This is a genomic window from Paenibacillus andongensis (assembly GCF_025369935.1).
GTDB classification, from domain to species: domain Bacteria; phylum Bacillota; class Bacilli; order Paenibacillales; family NBRC-103111; genus Paenibacillus_E; species Paenibacillus_E andongensis.
On record NZ_CP104467.1, the window covers coordinates 3,296,790 to 3,322,489 of the forward strand.

Here is a 25,700-nt window from a genome sequence, read left to right on the forward strand (position 1 = left end):
AGGAGAGTGACGAACTTGAGTATACTAACTCGCACAGATGTTACCGGTCGCATTATGGTCGCTTTGGATTATGCGAACGCAGAAGGTGCTGAAGGGCTGCTAAAGCAGCTCGAAGGCATCCCTTGCTACGTGAAGGTGGGCATGCAGCTGTTCTATGCTGCAGGTCCCGGCTTCGTCGCGAGCCTAAAGGAGCGCGGCTACAAGGTGTTCCTCGATGTGAAGATGCATGACATTCCGAACACGGTCAAAGGCGGCGCGGAAAGCGTGACGCGCCTTGGGGTTGACGTGTTCAATGTCCATGCTGCCGGAGGCAAGCAGATGATGGAAGCCGCCTTGGAGGGTGTCGACAAGGGGCTAAGCTCTGGAGCTGCACGTCCGATCGTTATCGGCGTGACGCAATTAACCAGCACCAGCGTGCAGGTGCTGAATGATGAGATCGGCCTGACCGGTACTGTTGAGCAGGCCGTCATTCGCTATGCCCGCCTGGCGCATGCTGCGGGGCTTCAGGGTGTTGTCGCATCACCGCTTGAGGTGACTGCGATTAAGGCGGCGTGCGGTGACGGGTTCGTCACCGTGACGCCGGGCATTCGCCCTGCGGGAGCCGACGTGGGCGACCAGTCGCGCATCATGACGCCGGCTGAGGCGTTCGCGCAGGGGACGGACTACGTTGTGATCGGCCGACCGATCACAGGCGCAGCGGATCCAAGAGCAGCGATTGAAGCGATTATCGATTCAATCTTGTAGCATGCTTTGTCTAACAACGGAAGGAACGGTGGAAGTAACATGAGTCAACTCGAAACAATCGCGCAGCATATTGCAGCGTCATTATTAGATATCGAAGCGGTAGCACTTCGACCGCAGCAGCCTTTTACATGGACTTCTGGCCTCAAATCGCCGATCTATTGTGACAATCGTCTGACGATGTCACACCCGGCTATTCGCGAAGCGATCGCTGACGGCTTCGCAGCATTGATTCAAGAGAAATTCCCGGATGCTGAAGTTGTTGCTGGTACGGCAACAGCGGGCATTCCTCATGCCGCTTGGGTGGCTCAGAAGCTTGGTCTTCCGATGATCTACATTCGTGATAAAGCCAAAGGACATGGCAAAGAGAACTTGATTGAAGGCACTGTGAAACAAGGTCAAAAAGTGATCGTGATTGAGGATCTTATCTCTACAGGCGGCAGTTCTTTGAAAGCAGCTATTGCTGTTAAAGAAGCTGGTGCAGTAGCGCTAGGCGTACTGGCGATTTTCTCCTACCAGCTAGATAAGGCTACAGAAGCGTTCCAAGCTGCTGAAATGCCACTGTACACACTCTCCAACTACTCTACACTGCTTGAAGTGGCTCTAGAGAAGGGGAGAATCAAACAAGAAGATATGGAATTGCTTCGTTCTTGGAGATTGAATCCTGCTGCGTTTGGTGTTTAGGCTTGTAAATGCTTAAAATGAAATGCGAAGATTGACGAATTGTGTAAATTTATCCTATACTGGATAAGTGCTAGGTACAGCCTAACATCTGCGAAATGGCAAATGACGCGAAAGCGACAGACGCAAAGCTATAGGGGCTACTCGGTTGCGGCCGAATGCTTGCCAGCTACCGAACGATGAGAGGAGGAGTGCTCGTGAATATCAATAGTGTTCTGACTGCGATTAGTGGTGGAGACGCTTTGAAGCAAGCCGTTGGCATTCAGCTTTTAAGCAAAGTAAGTGATATGCAAGCAGCTTCATCTAGTACATTAGTACAGGATTTTGCTAAATCTCAACAGCTGGTTACCGCTTCTGCGACACCGCATTTGGGTGGCAATCTCGACATCCGCATATAAGGTTATAACGGAAGAAGCTCTACCTTTACGAAAAGGAGAGCTTCTTTTTTCGTGCGCGCAGATGTCATGGATCTGCCAATTGTCAATTAGAATGGCGTAGGACCAGGATTAGGTGATCACAATAACAATTCATCTTTTTATCGTCAGCAATTCGATGAACGACTGCAAGGGCTGGGACATCCACTTTTTGGGGTGCAGCAGCAGTTGAAGGTCCAATTTTAAGTCCGAATGTGAAAAAGGAAGAAGGGCTAATTTCCCGTGTTCCAGTTCGTTTTGTACGGCAATTTGAGGCAGTAGAGCGATACCAAGCCCATTCATGACGCAATGCTTAATGGTTTCTAAATTACCGAGCTCAAATCCAATTTGAAGCGGGACAGCATGATCTTTTAGCAACTTTTCAAACATGCCTCGATATATGCAGCCCTCTTCTGTAACGATAAATTCGGCTTGCTGAAAATCGCTTAGTTGAATCTGTGTTCGTTTCGTGAACGGATGCTCAAGCGGTGCCACCAAAACTAATGGTTCTTCCCTAACCTTTGTACAAGCAAGTGTGGTATCTGCAGGATAACGATCTAGTAGGAGTCCAATGTCATAGTCTCCATCTCTGACTTTGGTAATGAGGGAAGCTTCACTGTCAGGGAAGAGCTGGATATTCAGTCCAGGAAATTGTTGTTTCAGTACATGTAAAAAAGGTGGTAGATAGTAAGCAGCAAGTGAGTTAATCGTACCGATCGTCAGTGTTCCGCTGACTTCGCTTGTTATCATTTCTTTGGATTGATCATAGAGATCAAGCATCTGCAAGACCAACTTTAGCAAACTTTCACCGGGTGCTGTTAATCGCAGTTGACGGCCGTATCTTTCGAAAAGAGGTACGCCATACTCGCGTTCCAACTTCTGAATTTGCATCGTAATACTCGATTGCGCATAGCCCAATTCTTCAGCAGCTCGTGTAAAGCTCTTTCTCCGTGCAACCTCCCGAAAGGTTCGGAAATAGGTTAAATCCATGGGAACCCCTCGCTATACTATCAAAATTTTTGATGATCCTTATCATTTATTATAGCTAACTGTGATCCAATGATCCATGCTAAAGTGAATATACAAATGAAATAGGACTGGGAGATGATTGGGATGTTAAGAGAGAAAGACTTGCATGGGATCTATGTTCCAATAGTTACGCCATTTGATGAGGAATACGAGGTAGATGCAGCCTCTTTTTATAATCTGGCTTACAATTTGTTTCAAGATGAGGTAGATGGACTGGTCGTTAATGGAACGACCGGGGAATCGCCGACGATTACAAATGAGGAGATGGCAATCTTATTCGCGACGGCTCAAGCAGCTCGCGAGGCTGCGCAAGCAGATGCTTCGATCATTGTTGGTACAGGAACGAATGATACGTTGTCCACGGTGAAAAAGACTGCGGCTGCTTGGAAATTAGGGGCAGATGCTGTTTTAGTCGTTGTGCCTTACTATAATAGGCCGAGTCAACAAGGGATCATTGAACATTTTCGCCGAGTAGCAAGCGTAGGTGTGCCTGTCATTTTATATGAAGTACCGCATCGGACAGGTGTGACGTTGGAACTTGATACTGTGCGTACGATACTTGAACTCGATGGAGTCATAGGTATGAAAGACAGTACGCCGAACACTCGATTGGTGTCCGAGCTTTCACGTATTGGTTCAAAACCTGTCTTGTGTGGGGAGGATTCATTGCTTTATGACGCGCTAAGCTCCGGTGCTAAAGGGATTATGAGTGCATCAGCGAATGTAATGACGGAGCGTTTTGTATCGTTTTATCGGCATTTTGAAGCTGGACAGCACGAGATGAGCAAACAGCTATTCGATGAGTTGCTGCCACTCATTCGATTACTTTTCGAAGAGCCAAATCCAGCACCACTCAAATGGTTGCTTGAGCAGCAAGGTATCATTGAATCCGGAACACTGCGATTGCCGCTGCTTTCGGTTACAGAAGGTTTGCAGAAGAAGTTAGCTGCTTATTTACAAAGATGAGAGGGAGAGAGTAATGAATCGGACTAGGGTTTTTACAGGCTCACCTTGGGAACCTGTTGTAGGCTATTGTCGGGCGATTCGGGTGGGGAATCGCATCGAGGTTGCTGGCACAACAGCAATGAGGGATGGAGAGGTCGTTGGTATTGGTAATCCGTATGAACAAGCGAGGTTCGTCCTTCAGACGATTGAGCAGGCGCTGCATGAACTCGGGGGGCAAATGTCAGACGTGATTCGAACGCGGATGTTTGTAACGGATATATCCTTATGGGAGGAATTTGGCAGGGCACATGGGGAGTTTTTCCGCGATGTACAGCCTGTGGCGACGATGGTTGAAGTAAAGGCTTTAATTGATCCTTTGTTATTGATAGAGATTGAGGTTGAAGCTCTTTTGATAGAGGAAATTGTGGAAAATTTGAAATAAGGCATTTAAGTATAAAAAAAGCGCTTATCCCTTTTAGAAAGCGATTTGTTATCGCGGGCAAGAGGGAAAGCGCTTTTTGTTTATCTATAATTATACGTTTTGGTTCTGGGGCAGGTAAAGGTGACTTTAATTTGGATGTTGCAGAAAGTGCAACAATTTCTGCCCAGATCCCGCCTTTTCCCCTCAATGTTGCAAAATGTACAGGCCTGTTGATCTACCAATAAATGGGCTCAAGGGAAGGTTAAATTGCTTGTCAAATAAACCGTCCATTCTGGTTGCAATTCGTTCATACTGAATAACCGATCAAATTCGGCAAAAGACAACTTCGCACTCGGATGAACGATGGCATTTCCCTGGTCGAACACAAATTTAAGTAATACATATACCAACAAAGCCGAGTATAGCTGACCATAAATGGCATTTGGAGTTGTTCCAAATAGAGTGGGCACATTCAAATGTTGCTTAATCCAACGAAAAAACACTTCAATCTGCCACCGCTTTTTATACATGTCAGCGATTTTCTCAGCAGATGGTCTGTGTAAATTGGTAGCGAGAATAACTGGATTACCATGCGGATCCTTTAGGATAACAACACGAAATCTATTCTTTGAGAGCGTCGATGCTGTCCCCAACTGACATGTTAAGTCTTGTTCAAGAGTCCCAGCATAAGGACGTTTACGTGTTCTCAGTTCTGGTTCATGAAAATGGGTGTTATCTCTGAGCCGAATCACGAAATATTGTTTTTGCTCAAGATAGTCATCAAACTTTCTGTGCTTACCATAAGCGCGGTCTGCTACAAGTATGAAGCAGTCGTCAAGTACGTCTTCACAACTGGAAATATCAGGACGATACCCGGTTGTCTCCGTTACTTTATGCAACTTGCCTGTATCCGCAATAAGCGAAACATGAAGTTTTATCCCAGCTTTCTCCCCTTTTAGTGGTGCCCATGGCAATCGTCCTATCCCAACAGTAATCTTGGTTGAATCGACAACTAGTAATTCCTTTGGGATACGCAGGCGGCGACGGGTTGGTCGATTACATTTTTGAATCATGAGACTAAGCAGCTGTTTGAATAATTCGAATGGTACATCTTTAGCTTTTTTAGAAATCGTAGAATGATCCACTGTGGCTAGACCAGAAGATGACATCCGTTTTTCTCCGTCGCGGTAACCGTCCCATTGCTGAAGCGCGGCTTGGGACAAAAATAGAAAGAGATCATAAACAGTGAATTTCCTTGCAGAGTCAACGTAACCGGCCTCATTGATGAGAGGTAGAATTTCTTCTTTCGGTATAATTGTTTGCAGAATATTCGAGAACATAGTAGACTTTTTCATGAGGTCGCCTTCTTTCGGATGTTTGTAGGGGTACAAACAGTTTACCGAATGAGCGGCCTTTTTGCCTGCCAATTAGTGGATAATCAACAGGCCTGCAAAATGTACAACAATTAGGCCCCAATAAAAGCCATTTCGCAACAAATGGGGTAAAATGTTGTACAAACTGCAACTTTAACAGGCAAAATAGCCTTTAGGCGTGTAAATTGTTGTAGAAACTACAACATTGGTAATCTCCTTAGTCCATCTACTTTCACGAAGCTCGTGAATGACTCAAAAATCGAATTTTGAGTCATTCAACTATTATAGACACTGATAATCAAGGACGGCTTAAGCCGCTTTTCTTACTAATTAGCCTACTCGTTTACCAAGGATGATGAGGTCGCGTTCGATTCCGTCAAGTTCAGCAACACCAGGCAAATGAGCCCAGTTGGTGAAGCCGAATTTACGGAAAAGGTGGAGGCTCGGATCATTATGACCGAAAATGAAGCCGAGCAGCGTCTTCAGTCCCAGCCTTGGACTAGCGGCTATCGCATGTTCCATCAGGTAACGACCAATGCCTTGGCCGCGAAAAGCTTCATCGACATAAATGCTGACTTCCGCTGTAGCATTGTAGGCGGGGCGGCCATAGAAGGACTGGAAACTGAGCCAGCCACAAATGCCACTTCCGTTTTCCAATACCCATAATGGGCGGAAATCCGCAGTGTGTTCATGGAACCAACCTTCGCGACTGGCCGTAGTCACGGGTTCTGTATCTGCTGTAACCATGCGTCCTTCAATGGTCGAATTGTAAATTCGCACTATTTCTGCTAAGTCTTCCAAGCTGGCATCGCGAATCGTTAGGTGATTCGTACTCATGTTAAGGCTCATTCCTTTCAGTGATTATTCATACATTGCGGCAAGTTTCAGCCAGAAACGACTGATGGTTTCTGTACCTTTGTCCCAATTGACCAAATGGAAATGCTCATTCGGTGCGTGCAGGTTCTCACCTGGCAAACCAAAGCCAAGCAGCACGACGGGCGCATCTAATACGCGTCCTAACACTTCAACAATCGGGATTGAACCTCCGCTTCGTGTGTATACAGGCCAAACGCCATACGTATCCTCATAAGCTTCCGCAGCAGCTACCATGACAGGCTCGTCAATTGGTGTGATAAAAGGATTTCCGCGTAGCTGGCGGTCTAGGGTCACTTTGACGCCAGGCAAAGAGAGGGCATGGATATGATGTTCAACCGCATCCATGATTTCCTCGGGCACTTGTGCAGCAACGAGACGGCAAGCAATTTTAGCACTCGCACGATTAGGAATGATTGGTTTAATGCCTTCACCCTGAAAGCCACCGCTCACGGATGTGATTTCCAAAGTCGGTCTGGAAGTCGTTTGTTCGTAGAACGTGAACCCATTTTCCCCATATAACGTTTCAACATGTAAATCGGATCGAACCTTGCTCTCGTCAGGTTCTACTTGTTTAAAAGCTTCACGCTCTTTGTCAGAGAGTTCAATGACGCGATCATAGAAGCCTTCCACCGCTACGCGACCATTTTGATCATGGAACGAACTCAGCAGCTTTGATAAAGCGTGAATTGGATTTTGAACAGCGCCGCCGAACAGGCCCGAATGCAGGTCGCTATTTGCGCCATCCACCGTAATTTCAAACCCAGCAAGCCCGCGAAGTCCATACATAAGTGCAGGTTTTCCTGGTCCTTGCATTTGAGTATCGGAAAGAACAATGGTATCGGCTTGTAATTTATCTTTATACTTTTCCACAAAGGCAGGCAGGTTCTTACTTGCAATCTCTTCTTCACCCTCAATACAAAACTTCACATTAACAGGCAGACTGCCGTGCGTTCGTAAAAAAGCTTCAATCACTTTGGCGTAAAGCAACAGCTGACCTTTATCATCGGTGCTGCCGCGGCCAAATAGCTTGCCATCTTGAATTACAGGCTCAAATGGGGGTGTGTTCCACAGCTCCAGCGGCTCAGCCGGTTGAACATCATAATGTCCGTAGACAAGTACAGTTGGCTTACCCGGAGCATGTAACCAGTCTGCATAGACAACAGGATGTCCCCCAGTAGCCATAATTTCAATGTTCTCAAGACCGGCTTGTTTCAAAGACTGAGCCGTCCATTCTGCACAGCGGTTTATGTCTGATTGATGCTCGGCGACTGCACTTATGCTTGGAATCCGCAAAAACTGCATTAATTCCTCTATGTGTTGGTCCCTTTGCTCATTCAAATAGTTTTTGATCGTTTCAATCATGTTTGAATTCTCCTTCTTTGTAAGCCATTTAGATTGTTGCTTCTTTTAAGTTCCCCAAATGCAAGTAAATTCCTGCAAATAAGTGAATCAGACACACATTTCATAAGTGATTTGCACGATGTAGATAGAAGTGGGTATTATTATGTAGGTAAATCCTGCTATTTGAAGGGGGAAAGTTAATGAAACTCATGATGAAGACCGATCGAATGTCTTTAGTTTCATTGGATCGTTCTTCCGTAGATCTGGTTCTGGATTATGTGGTTCGTAATCGAACCTTTCTTGAACCGTGGGAATTAGAGCGCAATGAAGCGTATTTCACGAAGGATTATCAGGCTGAGCAATTGGAACAGGAGGCAATGAAGATCGAGGAAGGTCAGCTGCTTAAGGTATGGCTGCTCTTTGAAGAACGAATTGTGGGGTCAATTGCGCTTAATAACATCGTAAGAGGTGCTTTTCAATCTTGTCATTTGGGATACCGAATGGATGGCAAACTCCTTAATCGGGGTCTCATGACAGAGGGGTTGAAAGCGATTATTGCGTACGCCTTTGAAGAGATGAACCTTCACCGTATTGAAGCCAATATCATGCCTCGAAACGCGGCATCTCTGAAGGTCGTTGAGAAGCTGGGCTTTTATGAAGAAGGCTTAGCGCTCAAATATTTAAAAATTCATGGTGTTTGGGAGGACCATATCCATATGGTACTGCGCAATACAGCGATGGAATAAAATCCAACGAATACTTAGAAAAATGTCGAAAAATGTAATCATGATGGGTCATTTCATATTGCTATCAAGTCATTACTCTACTAAAATAAGGAATTGAGCATCTATTACATAAATGACTAGGGGGACTTTACGTTGAATGATTTTGAATCGGTTGTAAAATCTAGACGATCTGTGAGCAAATTCACGCAAGGGATCGATATTTCACAAAAAGAATTAGAGCAAATTTTTTCCCTGGTTAAGTTTGCTCCATCCGCTTATAACTTGCAGCATGCAAATTATGTTGTTGTCACAGATCCTTTGATGAAACAGAAGGTCTATGAAGCGTCTTACAAACAGTACAAAATTCAGAGCTCGTCCGCAGTTATTGTGGTCCTTGGTGATTTGGAAGCGTATAAGGATTCTGCAAGAATTAATGAAGGACTTTTCCATTTGGGCTTCTTTAGTAAACAAGAGCTAGATGCCGAAGTACAGCAAGTGACACATTTCTATGAAGAACGGGGAGAGCCGTTCAAGCGAGATGAAGCGATTCGGAATGCAAGTCTATCGGCTATGTTATTTATGCTTACTGCGAAAAATCAAGGCTGGGACACTTGTCCGATGATCGGTTTTGAGGCAGACAAGCTCATAGAGGCTCTTCAATTAGAGGAACGCTATGTTCCAGCTATGTTAATTACGATTGGGAAAGAAGATACGTCCAGCCAGCGGCCGCGCGGTTATCGTAAACCGATTGGTGAGTTTGTTAAATATGTTTAAATAGAGACCGTTTTATCGCATTCATTTTTTGAAGTTCGTCATCCGCCATAATTTAAGAAAAACTTTATAATTGCCCTGCTTCTTTCTTAAAAAAACTACTTTATCCTACAAATATATGGATGAAGGAGGAAATAGAGATGAAGAAGCGGGGCTATTTGTTTGTTTTGTTATTTGTTACTGCTGGGTCTTGGTGTGAATGTTATGTATAAAATAGGCAATTCGTTGTATGGTTGAATTTTCCAAATGATAGTATATTTTAATAGATTCATACAATCGGACATATCGCCAAAAAGCTTTCAGGAAATTTTCAGTTTCATGAAACCTTTTGGAAAGATCTGCCGTCTATTTTATCATACATACAGTTTGGAAATGAAAGGAAGTTATACCAAATGGCAAGCTGGTTTCGAAAAAGAAGCTCTTTGGATGCTTTAGCTATCGATGAAGAGCCGCAATCTGATGAACATTCCTCTCGTCTCAGCCAACTCCATGCTCCTTTATTAACGGTGAGTGGGGTACACCGCTCCTTTCAAGTTGGAGGCCAAAAGTTAGAGGTACTGAAAGGGATTGAGATGGAGCTCAAACCGCTGTCGCTTGTCATGCTCAAAGGCCGATCTGGCTCAGGGAAAACAACGCTGCTTAATTTAATCGGGGGGCTCGATCAGCCGAATGAGGGGGAAATTTTGTTTCAAAAGAACGCATTTCATCTCAGCAGTGACGATGAACGGACGTTGATTCGCCGCAAGGAAATTGGCTTTATTTTTCAATCCTATGCGTTAATGCCCTTGTTGTCTGCTTGGGAAAATGTGGAGCTAGCGCTGCGAATGGCGGGTATTCCGCGTTCTCAGTGGAAAGAGCGAGTGAAGCATTGTCTGGAGCTCGTTGGGCTTGGCAAGCGGATGCACCATCGCCCATATGAGCTCTCCGGTGGTGAGCAGCAGCGAGTCGCGATTGCAAAGGCGATTGCGCATCGGCCTTCCCTTATTCTGGCGGATGAGCCAACGGCTGAGCTAGATTCTCAGATGGGTGCGCAGATTATGTCCGTTTTCCGCAGCATCATGAAAGCTGAGCAAGTCACAATATGTATGACAACTCATGACCCAACAATTTTGGAGGTTGCCGATCATGTTTACGAAATGGTGGACGGAAGATTCGTCACGTAATTGGACGATGAAGCCTTTAGCAGCACTGCTTGTATGTTCGACATTACTAATTGCTTCTGGCTGTTCACTTTTGCCTAAGGAGCAGGAGGAAGAATCGCTTCCTACGATTAACCCGCCTAAGCTTTCCAAAAAACCTGAATATACGGTGAAAACAGATACCCTTGAAACGAAAGTGCGAGGGAGTGGGCGCTTAATGGCTTTGCAAGAGGAAAAGCTGTTTTTCTCCGAAGATATGTCGGCCAAACGGATCAGTGCCATTCTTGTGAAAAATGGGGATTCCGTCGAAAAGGGGCAGCCTATCGCGGAGCTTGATGTAACGGATATGGCAAGTGATTTGAAGCGGAAGAAGCTTCAAACACGTAAGGATGAGCTTACGATGATCGAAACGCTGCGGAAAGCGGATGAAATGTCACCTGAGCAAATCGAGCAGGCAAAGATTGATTTCGAGTTGAAGCGTGAAGAATTGACCAAGCTTGAAACGCAAGTTGGTAAAGCGCAGCTGCTTGCTCCGTTCAGCGGAACCATCGTCTCGGTAACAGCCAAGAAAGGCGATACAGTGAAGACCGGAGAATCCGTTGCGACTCTCGCCGATTTGAATGAATTAACCGTGGCCGCAAGTATTACTGCAGATGATGCGAAGAAAGTAGCCATTGGCATGGACGTGCAGGTGGATATTAATTCGGCCGGCCAGCATAAGGGGAAAGTGAAGCAGCTGCCGAATCCGCAAGCTGGGAACAACAATAATAACGGCGGGTTTCCTGGGCAAGGTGGGCAAGGCGAGCAGGATACGATTGATAATTATTTAGTCGTTCAGCTTAGTGAGTTCCCGAAAGGGCTGAATCGAGGAACACCCTTGAGTGTCACGATTATTACACAACGAAAAGAAAATGCCACGACGATCCCTCTGGCTGCACTTCGCTCGTATTCAGGTCGGAATTATGTCCAAGTCATTGATAATCAAGGGAATAAGAAGGAAGTGGACGTGGAAATCGGTCAGCAGACGTCAACGGATGTGGAGATTGTAAAAGGTCTTACAGCTGGACAGAAAGTAGTGGGTCGCTAATGTCCATGCCGATGCTGCGGTTTTTATTTCGGAAAATGTGGAATACCCGCTGGCTAACGCTCAGCACTCTGCTTGGACTAGTGATGGCTGTTGCTTTCACCACGAGCATTCCGATGTATGCCGATGGGTCGCTGAAGCGAGTTGTCGCCAAATCGTTAGAAGAAAAGAGCGAGGGACTTCCAGCTGGCTCGCTGCTCATGCGCTATCAAGCTGTTGGGACAGAACGTGCAGGGCTTACAGAGCTCAATGACGTCAATGTGTATATACAAGATGAAATTCCGAAAGATGTTGGCTTTCCATTACAGACTTATGCAAGAAGCTATTACATCAAAGGAGCGCAACTAACTCCCACAGATGGGACAAAAGCAGACCCTAGTAAACGTCGACAAATGACATTAACAACGCTAAGCGGGCTAACTGATCAGGTCGAATGGTCCATCGGTCAAATGGCTTCTGGGCAAGTGCAGAATGGCCTATTGGAAGCAGTGGTCTTAGAAGAAGCTTTGTTTCGAAACGATCTGCATGTAGGGGATGTGTTCAGCTATTCGGTCTCAGGTGCAGGCGGCAGTCAATTGTTAAAAGTGAAAATCGTTGGTTCCTTTAAACCCAAAAATGAAACGAGTGCTTATTGGTTTCAAGGCTTAGAAGGGTTAGTGAACGCTCTTATAATTCATGACGATGTTTTCATGAAGACGTTGTTAACGGAGAAGAAGATTCCGCTTCAGCTCGCCAATTGGTATTATGCCTTCGATCTGCGGAATATCCAAACCAGTCAATTATCGCCACTTGAGAACCGTTTGGAGCGTCTGGATATCAATTTGTTCCAAAAACTCAAGAATACGAAGGTGGATGTTTCGTTTAAGCCGATTCTTACTGAATTTAAAGCCCAAAGCTTGCAAATGCAGATTTTGTTATTCACATTAGCGGCTCCGATGATTGCGATGGTTTTCTATTACATTGTGATGAATGCCAGACAATCGCTTGACCGACAGCGTGGTGTGATTGCTATCCTGCGAAGCCGTGGAGGCAGTACCAAGCAAATTGTGGGCATATATTTTCTGGAAGGCTTATTGCTTGGAGCGATTGCACTGCTGATTGGCCCCTTTATGGGCTGGTTCATGGCGAAAAGTATCGGCTCATCCAGTGGATTCCTTACGTTCGTTGATCGGAAATCAATTCCTGTTGGCTTCACAAATGAGGCATTGCTCTACGGCGGACTGGCTGTACTGATTGCCATTCTCGCGAGCGTGATTCCTGCTGTCCTATTCGCAAGATCTTCAATCGTCAACTATAAGCAGCAGCTTGCAAGATCAGACCGTTCGCCACTATGGCAGCGTTGGTTCATTGACATTGTACTGTTAGGACTTGTTGGCTACGGCTTTTACTTATTTGATCAACGCCAAGTATTATCCGTCCAAACAGGGCTAACGACTGATCAGTTACAGGTGCATCCGCTGTTGTTTTTCGTTCCAGCACTTTCGATCTTCGCGTTAGGACTTTTCTTTCTGCGCATTTTTCCGTGGCTGCTGCGATTATTTGGCTGGCTTGGACGGAAATTCCTGCCTGTGCCGCTATACTTGACGCTTGTTCAGCTTTCCCGTTCAGCCAAAGCCTACTACCCGCTCATGCTGCTGCTCATTCTTACGCTCGGCCTTGGTGTGTACAATTCTTCGGCTGCACGTACGATTGATCTGAACTCGACAGAGCGGATCATGTATCAATATGGTACCGATGTTGTGCTGCAAACCGTTTGGGAAGGCTTCTCGGACGATCTGCCGAAGGATCCGAACGCAGGGAAAAGCGGCGGCGGTGCTCAAGGAGGAGGAACATCAGGTGCCGGAGGTAATAACGGTGGCAATGGCAGCGGTGGCTCGGGTGCGGGTGGAGGCCAAGGTCAAGGTGGCCCGAAACCTGGAGAGGAGACACCAACCAAGATTCGTTACGTCGAACCGCCATTTCAAATGTTCCGTGATCTAGAGGGCGTTCAGGCTGCGGCCAGAGTTTTGCAGATGAAAGGAAACGTCGTTGTTTCTGGTAAATCAACGGGTCAGGGAATGATTATGGGGATTGATAATGCCGATTTTGCTAAAGTTGCTTGGTTCCGACCCGATTTATTCCCAGCTCATCCGAATCAATACCTGAATTTGCTAGGTAGCTATGAGCAAGCTGTCATCATACCTTCGAATTATGCAAGTAAATATGCGCTTAAAGCGGGTGATCTGCTTTCAATTACCATAGGTCAGCAGCCCGTGGAATTCGTGATTGTTGGTATCCTGCCGTATTGGCCGAGTCAATATCCGGATCAGGCGCCATTTTTCATCGCAAATTTGGATTACATATACGATCAGGCACCTATTACACCCTATGAAGTATGGCTCAAAATGAAACCTGAGGCTAAAGTTACACCAATTGTTACAGCCCTCCAGGCCAAGGGGATTGAGCTAGCTTCCGTGAAGGATGTTCGTAATGAGCTCATTATTCAGAAGAAGCTTCCAGCAAGAGGCGGTGTTTTTGGTATTCTTAGCCTGGGCTTTCTAGTCTCTGTGATCGTGTCCTTAATCGGCTACATGTTGTATTGGTTCTTCAATTTATCCAGCAGAGTTGTACAGTTTGGTGTACTTCGCGCCATGGGACTTTCCCGCAAACAATTGACGGGTATGCTGCTCCTCGAGCAAATCTTTACAGCTGGATTATCCATCGCGCTAGGCATCGGAATTGGTAAATTAACGAGTTATTTCTTCCTGCCTTTCCTTCAAACTTCCCAGAATGTGAAGACGCAGGTGCCGCCTTTCCGAGTTGTTTTCGATTCCAAAGACACTTATCAGCTATATTTCGTGGTTGCTTTCATGATGATAACAGGAGCTCTGCTGTTGTTTTTACACATTAGAAGGCTGCGCGTTCATCAGGCTGTGAAGCTGGGAGAGGAGAAATAGGGTGATTACTTGCGAGGGCTTAGTCAAAATTTATAAAACAGACGAGATTGAAGTTGTCGCTTTGCAAGGGCTAAACATTCAGATCGACGCCGGTGAGCTTATGGCCATTATTGGGAATAGCGGAAGCGGCAAGTCCACATTGCTGAACATATTAGGAGGGCTTGATCGCCCATCTGCAGGTCAAGTGAAAGTTGGCGATTGGGATTTATTGAAGATTACCGACAAGCAGTTAGTTGATTACAAACGACATACAGTCGGCTTCATCTGGCAAAATAATGCGAGAAATCTCGTCTCGTACCTCACCGCGCTCGAGAATGTGGAAATGCCAATGATGCTCAGCGGGAACTATGACCCTGTCTATGCGAAACAGCTGCTTGAGTGGGTAGGCCTTGGCCACCGCTTGAATAACAAGCTGCAAGAACTGTCTGGTGGTGAACAGCAGCGCGTAGCGATTGCGATTTCACTTGCAAACCGTCCGCGTTTGCTGCTTGCGGATGAACCGACAGGGTCGGTGGATACGAAGACGGCAGATATGATTCTTTCTATTTTCCAGCGGCTGAATAAGGAATTGGGAGTGACGATTGTCATAGTTACCCACGATATGTCTATGGCAGGTAAAGTAGGGCGAGTCGTTGCCATTCGAGATGGCATGACAAGTTCGGAGTTTATTGCTCGCAATCCTTCGATTTCGGCGCTTGATGGAACATCGACTGGGCTCACGGGTGAAGACCATGAGGAGTATGTGGTGCTGGACCGCGCAGGACGACTGCAGGTTCCTAAGGCTTACTTGAGCGCTCTACAAATTGACGGTAAAGCTACGATGGAGTTTGACGGTGAGAAAATTATGATTAAAGCACCGAAAGATCTAACTACGAGTGAAGGTATCGAACGAATGGAAGCAAATTCACAAACCGTTGGAGGAAACCAAAATGACAAAGATTTCTCGTAAAATGCTTGCTACAACCCTAACACTGGCTATGGTAGCTCCACTAGCTGTTGCTTGTACCAAAGGGGAAAAAACGGACGATAAACAGGAGCGTGTACTTAAGATCGCTACTTCTATGATGTACGGAGGGGATGACGAGTATTTCAGACAACAATTCACCGAAATATTTGAATTCGCCAATCCGAATATCAAGATTGAAATGATTCCAACGATGGATGAGAAGTACCGTTATGGCAACATTCAACCTGGCGAGAAAATGCCTGATCCCATGGAGAAGCTGAAGGAAGTCATGCAGGGGGATAATCCGCCGGATGTGGTTATGCTTGGTTATGAACAGCTGCCGGATATGATTGAAAGCAACATGCTTACACAGTTAGATCCACGAATAACGAAAGATAAATTTGACACTGCCGGGATCGTTCCAGCGGTTATCGATGGTATGAAAAATGCTGGCGGCGGGAAGCTTTACGCACTTGCTCCGACATTCAGCTCTTCTGCACTCATTTATAATAAGAAAATGTTCACAGATGCGGGCGTCGATTTTCCGAAGGATGGGATGACATGGGATGAGACCTTCGATCTTTCCAAACGCCTTGTTAAAGGGGAAGGGGACAGCCGCATTAATGGTTTCGCATTTAATACGCAATCGCAAGGCGGGGATTTGTTCTATGGTATGCAAATGTACACAGCTCCCTTGCAATTAAAAATGTTCGACGATGCTGGTGAGAAAATGACGGTGGATACGGACCAATGGGAAAAAGTTTGGACAAAAATGGCTCAAATGCAAAAAGAGAAGGTATTCCCGGAGATGATGGATCCGCAGAAGCAAATGAACCGACAATATGATCAAAATAATCCTTTTGCGTACGATGATTTCATGTCTGGCCGCTTGGCCATGGCGATTATCAATTATGGCCAAATTCAACAGCTTACGAATGCGAACAAAAATGCAGCCAATTTTAAAGGCTACACACCAATCGAATGGGATGTCGTAACGATCCCTTCCCACCCGGAAGCAAAAGGTGTTGGCGGATCCATCTATATGAATGGTATTATGGGTATAAATGCCAAAGCGCAAAACCCTGATGATGCTTGGAAATTCATCAAGTTCATTAATGGCGAAGATTGGGCAAAATTGAAATCTCATAGCTCTTATAACTTAGTTGCACGCTCCAAATATTTGAAGCCCAAAGATGGATTGGACTTCCATATGGAAGCTTTCTACAATGTGACACCAGCTCCAATGGAAAATAACATGAAAATTTATCGCACGAATCCTAACATTTATCAGGTACAAGAAATTGGTCATACCCAGTTTATGAATGTCCTTCAAGGGAAAACGACAGCTCGCGAAGCGCTCAAGCAATGGCAAACTCAGGGAGATGCGATGCTTAAACAAATGAAGGAAAATCCGAATACGCCTATGAACCCGATGATACAACAGGCTGTACCTGCTGGCTAAAGCAGGCTGGAATTTCTACTAGGATGATATTTATGAAGGAGGACGCTCATTATCATGTACATCAAGAAACGCTATCGCTTGGCAACCATTGCTTTGTCTGCTGCATTGGTGCTAGGAACTGTTACACCTGCTTGGGCGGATAGCAGTCCATCGGCTATCACAACGACCTTAGGCAAGGTTTCCATTTCAGGCAGCAGTTACTTTGAATTGAAACAGATCCATGTTTTGCCTGATCAAAGCGGCAAGCTCGCGACATTTACCATCACCATTCACAACGAAGGGAGCAGTGAGCTGCAATTTATAGATTATTGGGTAAGGCTAAAAAGCAAATCCGGCAATCAATTTTCAGCACGCTTGCTGCCTGCAGATAAGGATAAGAACCGGGTTGCTCCCGGTTCAACGACTGATTTAACGTTCTATGCGACCGTTAATACGAGCACGAACTTGCAAGATCTCGTTGTCCAATTTATCAAATGGGATTTTAGCCAGTCCAATTTTGAGCGTGTTCTGGGTGAAGTCGCAGTACCAGATTCCTATACAGATGTAACGCCTTCAGATGGTGCTGCAGCCATTTCTATAAATGGAACCACCGTAAATGCTGCAATTAAAAAGTTTGTCAGCAATAAGAATGAAAAATATCATGTTCCCACCGTATATCTGACTTTAGAGAATGCTGGCAATCATACAGTTACGATTCCTTCCTACCTCTTCTCAATTCGCACAAAAGAAGGTCTGCTGTATCCATTGGAAGCCAAGGGATTGAAAGATTTGAAGATCAATCCGAAGGAAAGCAAAGAAATTCAGTTATCCGGTTCCATTCCGGTAGCCGTTTCCCCGGACGCGTGGCAGTTGGCGGTTGCAGAAACAATTCCTGACTTGAAATTGAATGTTTCTGTTGCGAATTTTGGGCTGCCTGCCGTTACGCAGCAAGATGGCGGCTCAGTAGGTAAGGAGTATTCCTTCACTAGTAAATCCGGTGTATATACAACTCAGCTTAATGGATTGCACCGATTGCCTTGGGAAGACCAAGATCTATTGACGGCTGATTTGACACTAAGCAATAAAGGTGAGGAGTCACTTCCTATCCCGAAATTATCAGGGTATTTCCTGCTGGATGGCGCTGTGAAAATTGATGCCAAGCTCATTCAGACGGCTAAAGTAATCGGATTGGGAGCAGGAGCGAGCGTTAATTTGCAAATAGCAGGCAAAGTGCCGTATACGTATGAATTTTCTCAAATTAAATTAGTTCTTCAAGAGAATGAGGGAGAAACACCGCAGGCAGGAACGGGTACTGGTACAAGCAGTACTACAGCAACGGATGTGCTGGAGTTCTCCACACAGGCGGAGCTGCAGGCCATTCCATTCATAGGTATGGGACAGTCCTATACATCCAATGATATTGGTCGTAAAGCGAAGTATGTAGTTCGAAGTGTATCTACTTATGAGGATAAAACGAATATCATGTACTCCGCTATGGTGGAAGCAACCAATTTGGAGAAGCGTTTCACGAGTGTATCCAAGTTCGTCGCTAATTTCCGTTCATCGGATGGAACAGTATTCCCGGCAACGGTTGCTGAAGTAAAGAATAAGATTAGTCCGACTGGAAAAGCGTTATTAAATGTATGGGCTTCTGTGCCAAAAGGTTACACGACAGCGAATTTGAATTTACTTCTTGGAGAAGCAGTGACTGAAGGGAAGCTGTCGGAAGGTGAGAAAGCCGTTGCGGATTCTTATGTGAACCCCGTTGCCTACTGGCTGCCTGATGAGAAGACGAATGTAGTGACAACGCTTAAAAATGTCGAATTGTTCCCCTACACCATTACGATTGATAAAATTGGAACATCGATTGAGGATAAAGTATTTACTATAAAATTTAACTACGAATTAACGAAGGAAAAGCTAACAGAGATTAATACCGAAGGTCATAACTTGCTGCTTGTTTTTGAAGATGGCGGTGGGATTAAACGATTTGAGAAAAAGTTTGATTTCAAAGATTTCGACGTTATCAACGGGGATTCAACGGCAGACGAAGATACGAAGATGCGTCTTGGCAAGCGAGAGAACTTCAAGATTACAAATCCAGATCCGGGCCTCATATATAACACTAAATTCTTACAGAAGTACACACTCAGTATTTATGACGAGTTTCAAGGTCAGAGAAAGCTCCTGGCCTCACAGAAGGCTGATTGGTTTATTACAACAGACTAATTCATTATTTGAAGCGAGGGCATTCAGCCTTCGCTTTTTTTCATTTTGGTCACAAGAAGTCATAAGTGTTTAGCTGCTCATATGACCAATTTATGACTCAAATATGACTTCATTCACCTGTTTTTATCAAAATGAAGAGCTATAATAAATCCTGACCGAGAAAAAACATAAAATTTTCAATTCTAGTTTATGTTTTGTTAAGAAATTCCAAGTATGATATTTGAGTGAGCAGGTTGTAGGTATTAAAGCTGGTGATAGAGGAGAAGTGAGAATGTCCAAGTTAACCGAGTTTTCAATGAAAAATGTGGCAGCGGTTTTCATCGTCATGCTGCTGTTGGTCGTAGGAGGAACGTTTTCTACAACCACATTAAAGGTAGAAAGTATGCCTGATATTACTTTTCCGGTCGTCATTATTAGCACTACATATGTAGCACCTCCGAAGGATGTGCTGGATGAAATTACAAAGCCGCTAGAGAAGGCTGTTGCTGGGCTTGATGGATTAAAAACCCTTAGCTCCAGCTCACAGGACAATTATTCACAGATTATCCTGGAGTTAGACCAAGATAAGAAGCCTGAAGATGTGAAGAAAGATGTGGAGAGCTTGATCTCCAATGTGAAGATGCCTCAAGGTTCTGAGAAACCTAAAGTGTTAACCGCAGGCTTTTCTTCCGAACCGGTCTATTATTTGGCGGTTTACGGTGAGGCAGGAATGAACCAAACCGAGCTGGATAAAGCCTACAAAGATACGATTCTTCCTGGCTTTAATGGGCTCAAAGGGATCGACCATGTGGACTCTGTAGGTAATCAGGATGCTGTACTTACCATTAAATTGGATGCTCCTGCGATCAATAATTATGGTCTAACCCCGGCAGATGTTTCGGGTTTGATCAAAGCCTCATTGGTATCTAGCCCTGCGGGCACGGTTGATTTCAATGGGAACACGCAGATGGTTCGAGTCAAGGGCGAAATGGATACGATTTACAATTTAGATAATTTGAAAATCACAACGAAAACAGGCGATACGCTTCTTCTTAAACAAATTGCCAAAGTTGAAGCCATCAGCGAGTCTAAATTCATTGCAAGATTAGATGATCAACCGGCTATCGGCGTACTGCTTTACAAAACGAAAGCAGCGAATGCTGTAGAGTTTGCAGATAGTGCAGATAAGCTTATGACAGACTGGGGAAAAACGCTCCCTGGCGTGAAATTTCACAAAATTTACAATTCAGCCAACGATATCAAAGATTCCATCCACGGCATGGTGCAAGAAGGCGGATTAGGCGCTGTGCTTGCCTCATTAATGATCTTGCTCTTCCTTCGTAATATACGTATGACGATCATTGTACTCGTTTCGATTCCTCTTTCGATTCTTGTTACGTTACTTGTCATGGGGCCGCTAGGCATTTCCCTTAACATTATGACGTTAGGCGGAATGGCCATTGCAGTCGGGCGAGTCGTGGACGACAGTATCGTCGTAATTGAGAATATCTACAGTCAACTGGAAAGAGCTCAAGAGCGTAACGAATCTGTTATTAAATTAGCAACGAAACAGGTTTCTAGTGCAATTACTTCTTCTACAATTACAACAGTGGGTGTATTTGGTCCCATCGGATTTGTTAGTGGGGTTGTTGGTGAAGTATTCCGTCCTTTCGCTATTACACTCGTCGTTGCTTTAATGTCTTCCTTGATTGTTGCATTAACGGTGATCCCGATGCTGGCGAAGCTGATGGTACTTAGAAGCAAGAAGCTTACAAATCACGATGATAATCACGTAGGACCTATGGCTGAGAAATACAAAAAAGCGATCATATGGTCATTGAATAACCGCATCAAAACATTATTGATGGCTGGCGTTGCCCTTATTCTCTCAATCATCATTACAGTACCTAATTTAGCGGTAGCTTTCATGCCTAATAGTGAAGCCGTTAAACAAGGGGTCATCGAGATAAAAATGCCGCGAGAAACATCCATAGAAATGATGAATGAGAAGTCCAAAGAAATTGAAAAAGACTTGAAATTACATACGGACAAAGCCGGCAAACCTGCATTCAAGTACATTGAATCCCTTGTTGGTTACAACCAGAGCAGTGACCGATATGCTTATAGAGCGATGATGTTTTTCGAGCTAACAGCAGAAACGGATGCGACAGAAGGTGTCAAGAAGTACAAGGAAGATATGTTGAAACTGATGCCTCCAGGATCAGATGCGAATATACAATTGTTTACTGGCGGGCCTCCTACCTCAACTGGAGCTGATTTCTCGTATTCCCTTAAAGGGGATGACCAGCTTTATCTTAAGCAAGCATCGCAGCTGGTTAAAGATAAAATGAAGGAGTTCCCTGAGCTGAACGACATTAAAGACAGCTTGAGTGATTCCAAAACCGAAGTAGAGATTACAGTGGATCAAAACAAAGCACGCTTGTACGGACTCTCCAGTGCTCAAATTTTACAATCCGTTAATGCCTGGATTGCTGAAGAGAAGCTTGGCGATCTGAAATTTAATAATGTCACTTATTCCACCAAAGTTATGTTGAATCCCGCATACAAAAACTCTGTGGATAAACTGGGTACTTTCTTAGTCAAGACGCCAACCGGTCAAACGATTCAGTTAAATGAGGTAGCTCGAGTCAAACAGATCGAAGCACCAAATAACATTAGTCGTGAAGACCAAGAACAAATCGTCAGTGTAAAAGCAAAAATTAATGCCTCAGATAAAGGCGGCGTCAGTAAGAAAATTACAGAAGAGCTGGCAAAGTTAGAACTTCCTTCAGGCGTTACTCGTGAAGTGAAGGGCGTATCCGATGATATTAATAAAAGCTTCATGCAAATGTTTATGGCCATCATTGCTTCCATTTTCATTGTTTACATGGTCATGGTTATTGCCTTTGGAAACGCCAGAGCACCACTTGCGATTCTGTTTTCACTGCCGCTTGCTGCGATTGGGGGCCTATTAGGACTACTAGTAACAGGTGAATCGATCAATGTAACTTCGCTCATCGGTTTCCTCATGCTGATCGGTATCGTTGTAACGAACGCGATTGTACTCGTTGACCGCGTGCAGCAGCTTAGAGAGCAAAATTATTCGATTCGTGACTCCCTTATTGAAGCGGGAATTACGCGGTTAAGACCTATTATCATGACGGCAGGTGCAACAATCATTGCACTATTGCCTTTAGGACTTGGATTATCCAAAGGAACGATTATTTCCAAAGGTTTGGCAGTTGTTGTTATTGGCGGTCTTACAACTTCAACTCTACTAACACTTGTAATTGTGCCTATTATGTATGAGATCTTATTTAAGAAAAGAGAAGGCCGCCTCTTCAAGCGAAAAGGAAAGTCGAATTCCAACCAAACGGAGCATGCAGGATCTGCACTTCAATAAGCTAAACAGGGGAAAAGGAGAAAACGAATATGAAACGTCAGTTGTTTACGATTAAGCAAAGTGCTAAATTATTCGGTGTCGTCGCGCTCAGCGCGGCGATAGCCGTAGGATGTTCCGCATCACCAGCAGCAAGTCCAGCAGCAACAACTGCTGCAGCCGAGCAAGGGGTTAAGGTTGTAAAAACGGCCAAAATTGCCAAGCAAAAGATTGGTGAGCCTGTTGAACAAGTCGGAGACGTAGTATCATCCGTTCAATTAGATATTGTCGCGAAGACCGGTGGCGAAGTCATTGAAATCGTGAAGAAACGAGGAGATATCGTAGAGAAGGGCGATGTGCTTTTCCGTTTGGATCCAACGGATGTTCTGATACAGAAGGATTTAAATTCTGTTAATATAAAAGGTGCGCAAACAGGACTTACAGAGGCTAAACAGAGGAATTCGAACGGAATTGAAGATGCCAAGGATGGCGTTTCTAAGTTGGAAACCGCTGTTAGTGATCTAGAGAAAGCCTACAATACGGTTCGCAATGAATATGATCTTGGAACAGCAACGAAATCTCAGTTAGAGCAGGCGGAGACGGCGCTAAGTAATAAAAAGAAAGATTTAGCAAGCGCACGTAGATCACTGAAAACTCTGCAAGAGACGAATTCGCTCGCACAAGTAGAGACTAGTTTAGAAACGGCGCAAGTAAATGCGCGGAATATTGAGAGGACTCTTAGCAATCTTGAGGTTAAAGCACCAGCTTCCGGCGTATTGACAGACCTCAATGTTACTGTCGGGCAAACGTTAGCGCCAGGCGGCCGCGTTGGAGAAGTTCAACAGACGAATCCGGTCAAAATTAAATCTCAACTTACCGAAGCATTGGCTAACCTTGTTAGAGGCAAGAGCGAATTGACTTTCTACATACCTGGGGTAACGACGAAAGCCGGAGCCAAAGTGATTTATTTATCAGATGTGATTAACGGACAATCCAAAGCTTATGATCTGGAATTGGAGGTTCCGAATCCGGATGGCAAGCTGAAACCAGGCTCCAAGGCACAAGTCGAACTCACCAAAGATGATGAACAAAACGTACCTGTTGTTCCAAGTCTTAGCATCGTTCGTGAAGGCGGCAATAATTTTGTCTTTGTTGTGAATGGTGAAACGGTACAGAAGCGTAAAGTTGAGCTTGGCCGTTTGAATGAGACCAATCAGGAAGTTATTTCCGGCGTCAAAGAAGATGAAATTCTTGTTATATCCGGTCAACATCAACTAAAAGATCAAGATAAAATAAAAGTGGGTAACTAACAGAAGCTTAAAAAGGAGAGACTTTGAGCTCCTGCTCAAAGATCCCTATAATTGGAGGAGAAAAAAGTGAATAAGACGATGAAGAGATCACTAGCAACCATTGTTCTATCAGCTGCACTATTAACTACAGCATCTTTTCCTGCATGGGCTGCGGATGGTCTGACCTTGGCGGCAGTAACTGCAGCAAGTACAAATATAAGCTATACACTGACGGATAAAATTGAGGTCGAAATTAAAAGCATGCTCAATGAGCACGAGTCCGATTCAACGAAATTGGGTGCCGTCATTCGAATTAAAAATACAAGTGGTAAAATCTCGCGTGTGCCTGACTTTGAACTGCGGGTTCGCATGGCAGATGGCGTCGAATATACGCTGCAGCCAAGTGCCAAAAACCCTAAATCGATACAACCCAAGAGCCAGCAGGAGCTCAGCTACATGACGACGGTTGAACGGAGTGACGATGTTGCTCTTACCGACCTCAGCTTTGTTGATGTGAATCTTGAGGTGTATCCAAAAGAAGAAACAACACTACTTGCCGTGGCCGTTGACTCTGGTATCGTATGGAACGGCAGTGACAGCACCATAACGAAACCAACCGCGATCCTTAAATGGGGAGAAGCGTTTACCTTACCTTCTTTGCGCTCAACCCTTGGATTCATACCTGTCGACATTCATAAGGAAATCACAGCCAAAGGAGTTTCTACGGTTGTCCAAATTCAAGTCGTAAATCCGACCAAAGAACGTCAGACCGTACCTAACTTTGGGATTGATGGGAAAACCGAAAATAATGTTTATTCCGGCAGTCGAGCAGAAGCTTCTGTCATTCTAGATCCAGGCGAGAAGAAATATATTCATATCGTCATTCCAACCGATCTGGATACGGAATTTACCAGCTTGAATATAGTGACACCAGAGAGTTTTGCCACTGCTACGGGCGAAGGTAAGTTCCATGAAGACACCTATCGGGTAGGGCGTGTCAATATTCTTCTCCCTACAGGAGCTGCGACGCAGGGAGTTATCCCAGCACCAGAATATGTATTAGGTACACCAGTTAAACTGGATTCTACGAATAAATTCGTTCCTTCTAATGTCGATGTTTCGCTGGTTGAGTTACATGTTACTAGTAATGAAGACGATGGCTTTAATACGGCTGTGGCGAAGTTTAAATTGACGAACAACAGTGACCGTCCGATCCCAATTCCGGCAATTCAAACAGAGCTTGTGAGTAAAGATGGTTATGCATATGGAGGAAGAAGACAGGAAGCTACAGCACTAAGTGTTGTGCCAAATGCCTCGTATGTGGTTAGTTATTCGTATGCACTTCCAGCATCAGAAAAAGGTGAAGGACTGAAAATGAACCTTTACAGCCAACAAGTTAGTGGAGAAACGACTTATAAGTCACTGCTTGCGACGGCGAAAGTACCTGTTCAGAAAAATGACCCAACGAGTAAACTACTAAACGTATATCCGTACGATATTACGATTAAAGATTGGACGATTTCAGCTATTTTCCAAGGCAATATGACGTATGATTATAAGCTGAAGCTGGATCTGGATATTAAGCCGGATAAGCAAGTAACGGTTGATAAGTTTAACAGTAAGCTCTCATTCGAATTATTCGATAATGTTGGTAATCCGGTTGGAAAAGCAGTTGAAGCCTTGTCAGGTGAAGGACGTTTATACAATGGATCAAACACAATTAACCTAAATGCGAGATCCAACCAACTGGACTTCCCGATTCAGGTCAAAGTTTTTGAGACATTTACGAACGAATACGGTGAATCCGTTAAACGGTTGTTGACTACATTCAAACAATAGATAATTCAACGAAAAACTACTTGGACATGTGCTTCTAGTGCACTCCCAAGTAGTTTTTTGCGTTATATGGAACGGTTCTTATTGCAATGTGATGGAGTGCTCATAAGGAGGTCTTTTTTTGGA

The 25,700-nt window shown here is 44.7% G+C and carries 20 protein-coding genes and 1 riboswitch; of the genes, 16 read left to right on the top strand and 4 right to left on the bottom strand.

Going from position 1 to position 25,700, the window contains the following annotated elements; genetic code table 11:
* Positions 1 to 54 precede the first annotated feature (54 nt).
* The 3 genes from pyrF (at position 55) to NYR53_RS14425 (ending at position 1,820) form a co-directional block, all read left to right on the top strand.
* Positions 55 to 744, top strand: coding sequence for an orotidine-5'-phosphate decarboxylase (gene pyrF / locus NYR53_RS14415; RefSeq protein WP_261306371.1), 690 nt, complete (start codon positions 55 to 57; stop codon positions 742 to 744).
* Between the two features lie 39 nt (positions 745 to 783).
* Positions 784 to 1,425, top strand: coding sequence for an orotate phosphoribosyltransferase (gene pyrE / locus NYR53_RS14420; RefSeq protein WP_261305800.1), 642 nt, complete (start codon positions 784 to 786; stop codon positions 1,423 to 1,425).
* Between the two features lie 87 nt (positions 1,426 to 1,512).
* Positions 1,513 to 1,599: riboswitch (cyclic di-GMP riboswitch) on the top strand.
* A 20-nt stretch (positions 1,600 to 1,619) separates the two neighbouring features.
* Complete coding sequence (locus tag NYR53_RS14425) at positions 1,620 to 1,820, top strand: putative motility protein (protein ID WP_261305801.1); 201 nt, start codon at positions 1,620 to 1,622, stop codon at positions 1,818 to 1,820.
* Between the two features lie 129 nt (positions 1,821 to 1,949).
* Here the strand turns inward: NYR53_RS14425 and NYR53_RS14430 are convergent, their stop codons facing one another.
* On the bottom strand, positions 1,950 to 2,825 hold the full coding sequence (locus NYR53_RS14430) for a LysR family transcriptional regulator (protein WP_261305802.1): 876 nt from the start codon (positions 2,823 to 2,825) through the stop codon (positions 1,950 to 1,952).
* Between the two features lie 123 nt (positions 2,826 to 2,948).
* On the opposite strand from NYR53_RS14430, the gene dapA reads away from it, so the two are divergent.
* Together dapA and NYR53_RS14440 are read left to right on the top strand one after the other, a co-directional pair.
* Entirely contained in the window at positions 2,949 to 3,830 is an 882-nt protein-coding gene (gene dapA, locus NYR53_RS14435) for a 4-hydroxy-tetrahydrodipicolinate synthase (RefSeq protein WP_261305803.1), read from the top strand.
* Positions 3,831 to 3,843: 13 nt separating this feature from the next.
* Positions 3,844 to 4,251, top strand: a complete 408-nt coding sequence (locus NYR53_RS14440; protein ID WP_261305804.1) for a RidA family protein — start codon at positions 3,844 to 3,846, stop codon at positions 4,249 to 4,251.
* Between the two features lie 230 nt (positions 4,252 to 4,481).
* Here NYR53_RS14440 and NYR53_RS14445 read toward each other — a convergent pair whose 3' ends face one another.
* The 3 genes from NYR53_RS14445 to NYR53_RS14455 all read right to left on the bottom strand — a co-directional run bounded on the left by NYR53_RS14445 (position 4,482) and on the right by NYR53_RS14455 (position 7,841).
* Complete coding sequence (locus tag NYR53_RS14445; protein ID WP_261305805.1) at positions 4,482 to 5,585, bottom strand: IS4 family transposase; 1,104 nt, start codon at positions 5,583 to 5,585, stop codon at positions 4,482 to 4,484.
* Positions 5,586 to 5,933: 348 nt separating this feature from the next.
* Entirely contained in the window at positions 5,934 to 6,440 is a 507-nt protein-coding gene (locus NYR53_RS14450; protein ID WP_261305806.1) for a GNAT family N-acetyltransferase, read from the bottom strand.
* Positions 6,441 to 6,464: 24 nt separating this feature from the next.
* On the bottom strand, positions 6,465 to 7,841 hold the full coding sequence (locus tag NYR53_RS14455) for a dipeptidase (protein WP_261305807.1): 1,377 nt from the start codon (positions 7,839 to 7,841) through the stop codon (positions 6,465 to 6,467).
* A gap of 179 nt (positions 7,842 to 8,020) precedes the next feature.
* On the opposite strand from NYR53_RS14455, the gene NYR53_RS14460 reads away from it, so the two are divergent.
* From NYR53_RS14460 to NYR53_RS14510, 11 genes are all read left to right on the top strand, one after another.
* Positions 8,021 to 8,566, top strand: a complete 546-nt coding sequence (locus NYR53_RS14460) for a GNAT family N-acetyltransferase (protein ID WP_261305808.1) — start codon at positions 8,021 to 8,023, stop codon at positions 8,564 to 8,566.
* Positions 8,567 to 8,698: 132 nt separating this feature from the next.
* On the top strand, positions 8,699 to 9,319 hold the full coding sequence (locus NYR53_RS14465) for a nitroreductase family protein (RefSeq protein WP_261305809.1): 621 nt from the start codon (positions 8,699 to 8,701) through the stop codon (positions 9,317 to 9,319).
* Positions 9,320 to 9,708: 389 nt separating this feature from the next.
* Positions 9,709 to 10,479: an ABC transporter ATP-binding protein gene (locus tag NYR53_RS14470; RefSeq protein WP_261305810.1), complete on the top strand. Its 771-nt coding sequence runs from the start codon at positions 9,709 to 9,711 to the stop codon at positions 10,477 to 10,479.
* Positions 10,442 to 11,542 carry a permuted SH3 domain-containing protein gene (locus tag NYR53_RS14475; RefSeq protein WP_261305811.1) on the top strand — a complete coding sequence of 367 codons (1,101 nt, stop codon included), beginning with the start codon at positions 10,442 to 10,444 and terminating at the stop codon, positions 11,540 to 11,542. Before NYR53_RS14470 ends, NYR53_RS14475 begins: the two co-directional genes overlap by 38 nt.
* Complete coding sequence (locus NYR53_RS14480) at positions 11,542 to 14,475, top strand: ABC transporter permease (RefSeq protein ID WP_437180150.1); 2,934 nt, start codon at positions 11,542 to 11,544, stop codon at positions 14,473 to 14,475. The genes NYR53_RS14475 and NYR53_RS14480 overlap by 1 nt, the downstream gene beginning before the upstream one ends.
* A gap of 1 nt (position 14,476) precedes the next feature.
* Complete coding sequence (locus NYR53_RS14485; protein WP_261305812.1) at positions 14,477 to 15,424, top strand: ABC transporter ATP-binding protein; 948 nt, start codon at positions 14,477 to 14,479, stop codon at positions 15,422 to 15,424.
* Entirely contained in the window at positions 15,405 to 16,883 is a 1,479-nt protein-coding gene (locus tag NYR53_RS14490; protein WP_261305813.1) for an ABC transporter substrate-binding protein, read from the top strand. Before NYR53_RS14485 ends, NYR53_RS14490 begins: the two co-directional genes overlap by 20 nt.
* A 54-nt stretch (positions 16,884 to 16,937) precedes the next feature.
* On the top strand, positions 16,938 to 19,091 hold the full coding sequence (locus tag NYR53_RS14495) for a hypothetical protein (protein WP_261305814.1): 2,154 nt from the start codon (positions 16,938 to 16,940) through the stop codon (positions 19,089 to 19,091).
* 271 nt (positions 19,092 to 19,362) lie between these two features.
* Positions 19,363 to 22,473, top strand: a complete 3,111-nt coding sequence (locus NYR53_RS14500; RefSeq protein ID WP_261305815.1) for an efflux RND transporter permease subunit — start codon at positions 19,363 to 19,365, stop codon at positions 22,471 to 22,473.
* Between the two features lie 29 nt (positions 22,474 to 22,502).
* Positions 22,503 to 23,759: an efflux RND transporter periplasmic adaptor subunit gene (locus NYR53_RS14505; protein WP_261305816.1), complete on the top strand. Its 1,257-nt coding sequence runs from the start codon at positions 22,503 to 22,505 to the stop codon at positions 23,757 to 23,759.
* Between the two features lie 66 nt (positions 23,760 to 23,825).
* Positions 23,826 to 25,577: a hypothetical protein gene (locus NYR53_RS14510; RefSeq protein ID WP_261305817.1), complete on the top strand. Its 1,752-nt coding sequence runs from the start codon at positions 23,826 to 23,828 to the stop codon at positions 25,575 to 25,577.
* The last annotated feature ends 123 nt before the right edge of the window (positions 25,578 to 25,700 follow it).